At 70.4% G+C, this 3,119-nt stretch carries 2 protein-coding genes and 1 pseudogene; all 3 read left to right on the top strand.

Features of this window, described 5'->3' with window-relative positions; genetic code table 11:
- The first annotated feature begins 169 nt into the window (after window positions 1–169).
- Complete coding sequence (locus ACH65_RS04475) at window positions 170–430, top strand: WGR domain-containing protein (protein ID WP_049621388.1); 261 nt, start codon at window positions 170–172, stop codon at window positions 428–430.
- 356 nt (window positions 431–786) lie between these two features.
- Window positions 787–1,857, top strand: coding sequence for a uroporphyrinogen decarboxylase (hemE, locus tag ACH65_RS04470; RefSeq protein ID WP_049621387.1), 1,071 nt, complete (start codon window positions 787–789; stop codon window positions 1,855–1,857).
- 94 nt (window positions 1,858–1,951) lie between these two features.
- A pseudogene (locus tag ACH65_RS04465) lies at window positions 1,952–3,119 on the top strand (outer membrane protein assembly factor BamB family protein); the annotation flags it as partial.

Genomic DNA, 3,119 nt, shown 5'->3' with positions numbered 1-3,119 from the left:
GGCAGCCACTCCTTCAGCGAGGGCGGCAGCAGCAGGAGTTGGTCCGGGGCGTAGGGGCGGTAGGTCGTCGGCATGACGGCAACTTTACCGATGTTCCGTTCCTGCCGCCCACGCTCCTAGAATGACGGACCCGAGCCTTTCCCCGCCCCCTTCCGACAACCCGGACGCCATGCGCCTCTACCTGCAGACCATGCCGACCTCCAGCGAGCCTCCGCGCTACGTGCAGATCGTGCTGGAGCAGGACCTGCTCGGCGGCTGGACGCTGTACCGCGAATCGGGCACCCAGGGCGGCCGCGCCACGCTGCGGCGCGAGCAGTTCCTGGAACGCGACGACGCCCTCGCCGCCTTCGAGAAGGCGCGCGACACCCAGCTCAAGCGCGGCTACCGCGTGATGTTCGCCCAGGGCCAGGAAGGCCCTTACTCCCAGTGAGCTTGAGGAACGCCGGGCGCATGGGATCGCCCCACGCCAAGCCGGCAGCGAACCCGCACGGCACGCTCGCTCCTTCTCCCCACCGGGGAGTACGCGGGGAGGCGCCATGGATGGCGCCGGCCTTGAGGAGCGAGGAAGGTTGGGATGAGGGGCAGGTGCTCACGACAAAGCTCGCTCGAAGCAAAGATTTCGCACCCGTGCCCCCCCTCACCCCAACCCTCTCCCCAAGGGGAGAGGGGGCAGCTCGCGGTAACCATGCGACCCTCACGCTCTCCCCACCAGAGAGAGGACCGAGGCAGGGGCCGGGTGCTCTCGATCCCCCTGCCAAAAGCCTCTTCCTCCACCCAAAGACCCCCATGTCCGCTGCCCTGAAAAACGACCGCTTCCTCCGCGCCCTGCACCGCGAGCCCACCGATACCACGCCGATCTGGGTGATGCGCCAGGCCGGCCGCTACCTGCCCGAGTACCGCGCCACCCGCGCGCGCGCCGGCAGCTTCATGGCGCTGGCGCAGAGCCCGGAGCTGGCCTGCGAGGTGACCTTGCAGCCGCTGGAGCGCTTCGAGCTGGACGCGGCGATCCTGTTCTCCGACATCCTCACCGTGCCCGACGCGATGGGCCTGGGCCTCTCCTTCGCCCAGGGCGAGGGCCCGCGCTTCGCCAGGCCGGTGCGCAGCCATGCCGACGTGGAGCGCCTCGCCGTGCCCGACATGGACGGCGAGCTGCGCTACGTGATGGACGCGGTACGCCTGATCCGCCAGGAACTCCACGGCCGCGTGCCGCTGATCGGCTTCTCCGGCAGCCCGTGGACGCTGGCCTGCTACATGGTCGAGGGCGAAGGCTCGCGCGACTTCGCCACGCTCAAGGCAATGTGCTGGAACGAGCCCGCGCTCGCCCACTGCCTGCTCGACACGCTGGCGCGGTCCGTCGCCGCCTACCTGATCGCCCAGGCCGCCGCCGGCGCGCAGGCGCTGATGGTGTTCGACACCTGGGGCGGCCTGCTCGGCCCCACGCCGTTCCGCGAATTCTCGCTGCGCTACATGGCCCAGGTGGTCGACGCGCTGAAAGCCGACCCGCAGGCCCGCGAGCTGCCGGTGATCCTGTTCTCCAAGGGCGCCGGCCAGCACCTCGCCGCCCTGGCCGACACCGGCGCCGCCGCGCTCGGCGTGGACTGGACCACGGACCTCGCCGACGCCCGCCACGCCGTGGCCGGCAAGGTCGCCCTGCAAGGCAACCTCGACCCCGCCGTGCTGCGCGCCGGCCCCGAGGTGATCCGCCGCGAGGCCCGCGCCGTGCTCGACAGCTACGGCAACCACCCCGGCCACGTCTTCAACCTCGGCCACGGCATCACCCCGGAAGTGGCCCCGGAACACGTGAAGGTGCTGGTGGACGAAGTGCACGCCTACGGACGGACGCTGCGCGGCGGCTGAAACCGGCGCCGCTTCCACCCTCGCCATCGAGATCGAACCACCCTCCAGCGCCCGCCCCAGGCGGCGCGCGGCGGAGAACTACGTGGCCGGCTCCCCCGACGTGTGGACCACGTTCACCGGCGACGACAAGCTCGGCATGATCTACCTGCCCGTGGCCAACGCCTCGGGCGACTACTGGAGCAGCCTGCGCACGCCGGCGGAGAACAAGTACGCGGTGTCGCTGACCGCGCTGAACGTGGAAACCGGCCTGCCGGTGTGGAATTTCCAGACCGCGCACAAGGACGCCTGGGACTACGACCAGGGCTCGCAGCCCAGCCTGATCAACTTCCCGGGCAAGGACGGCCCCATCCCGGCCATCGTGGTGCCGACCAAGCAGGGCGAGACCTACGTGCTCGACCGCCGCACCGGCCAGTCGCTGTTCGGCGTGGAGGAACGCAAGGTGCCGCAGGGCGGCCTGGAGCCGGACAGCCGCTCGCCCACCCAGCCCTACTCGCTGTTCAACCATCTCAGCAAGCCGGACCTGACGCCGCGCGACATGTGGGGCCTGACGCCGTTCGACCAGCTGGTCTGCCGCATCCAGTTCCAGCAGGCCAGCTACCAGGGCCAGTACACCCCGCCCGAGGCCGACCGCCACTTCATCGAGTACCCCGGCTACAACGGCGGTTCCGACTGGGGCTCGATGGCGGTGGACCCGGTGCGCGGCGTGCTGATCGCCAACTACAACGACATGCCCAACTACAACATCCTGGTGCCGCGCGCCAAGGCCGACGCGCTGGGCTGGAAGCCGCGCGACGAAATGCCGGCCAACCCGAACGACCACGGCCACGCCGAAGGCGCCGGCGATCCGCAGATCGGCGTGCCCTATGCGGTCAACGTGAATACGGGCTGGCGCCTGCCGCTCACCGGCATGCTGTGCAAGGAGCCGCCCTACGGCGGGATCCGCGCGATCGACCTCAAGACCGGCAAGACCCTGTGGGACCGCCCGCTCGGCACCGCCCGCCGCAACGGCCCGTTCGGGTTGCCCACCGGCCTGCCGATCGAGATCGGCACGCCCAACAACGGCGGCTCGGTGGCGACCGCCAGCGGCCTGGTCTTCGTCGCCGCGGCCACCGACGACCTGATCCGCGCCATCGACACCAAGACCGGCAAGACGGTGTGGAGCGTGCCGCTGCCCGCCGGCGGCCAGGCCAACCCGATGATCTACGAGGCCGACGGCCGCGAATACCTGATCATCGTGGCCACCGGCCACCACTTCATGGAGA

The organism is Frateuria defendens (assembly GCF_001182895.1).
Lineage (GTDB): Bacteria > Pseudomonadota > Gammaproteobacteria > Xanthomonadales > Rhodanobacteraceae > Frateuria_B > Frateuria_B defendens.
This window is presented reverse-complemented; position numbering and strand designations above follow the sequence as displayed.